The sequence below is a fragment of the Pseudomonas sp. NPDC087615 genome, from assembly GCF_044743445.1.
GTDB lineage: Bacteria > Pseudomonadota > Gammaproteobacteria > Pseudomonadales > Pseudomonadaceae > Aquipseudomonas > Aquipseudomonas baetica_A.
The window spans coordinates 1-1,044 of the sequence record NZ_JBIUWM010000132.1 but is presented as its reverse complement, the minus strand read 5'-3'; the positions used below and the strand labels follow the sequence as shown (position 1 = coordinate 1,044).

The window sequence follows — 1,044 nt, the reverse complement described above, 5'->3', positions numbered from 1 at the left end:
GCTCAGTCGACCCGCACCCGTATGCCGGTGCTGTGGGTGGCGCGCGCCACCGAATTCGATCCGTACAGCCTGAACCTGGCCAAGCAACAGCTTGAGGAAGAAGCCGCGCGTTTCCGCCCTGAAGACTGGGGCATGAAGCGTTCCGGGCCGAACGAGGACTACATGTTCCTCAACCTGGGTCCGAACCACCCTTCGGCTCACGGTGCTTTCCGCATCATCCTGCAACTGGACGGTGAAGAGATCGTCGACTGCGTCCCTGACATCGGTTACCACCACCGTGGTGCCGAGAAGATGGCTGAGCGTCAGTCATGGCACAGCTTCATTCCTTACACCGACCGTATCGACTACCTCGGCGGTGTGATGAACAACCTGCCGTACGTGCTCTCGGTCGAAAAGCTGGCCGGCATCAAGGTGCCCGAGAAGGTCGACGTCATCCGCATCATGATGGCCGAGTTCTTCCGGATCACCAGCCACCTGCTGTTCCTGGGTACGTACATCCAGGACGTCGGCGCTATGACCCCGGTATTCTTCACTTTCACCGACCGCCAGAAGGCGTACACGGTGATCGAAGCCATCACCGGTTTCCGCCTGCACCCGGCCTGGTACCGCATCGGTGGCGTCGCGCACGATCTGCCACGCGGCTGGGAAAAACTGGTGAAAGATTTCGTTGAATGGCTGCCAAAACGCCTCGACGAATACACCAAGGCAGCCCTGCAGAACAGCATCCTCAAGGGTCGCACCATCGGCGTTGCCCAGTACAACACCAAAGAGGCCCTGGAATGGGGCGTCACCGGTGCGGGCCTGCGCTCGACCGGTTGCGACTTCGACCTGCGTAAAGCGCGTCCATACTCCGGCTACGAAAACTTCGAGTTCGAAGTGCCGCTGGCCGCCAACGGCGATGCCTACGACCGCTGCATGGTCCGCGTCGAAGAGATGCGCCAGAGCATCAAGATCATCGACCAGTGCATGCGCAACATGCCGGAAGGCCCTTACAAGGCGGATCACCCGCTGACCACGCCGCCGCCCAAAGAGCGCACGCTGCAG

1 pseudogene is annotated in these 1,044 nt (G+C 61.0%); it reads left to right on the top strand.

Annotated elements, in window-relative coordinates:
* Nucleotides 1-1,044 (top strand): annotated as a pseudogene (locus ACIOU6_RS27875) (NADH-quinone oxidoreductase subunit D); the annotation flags it as partial.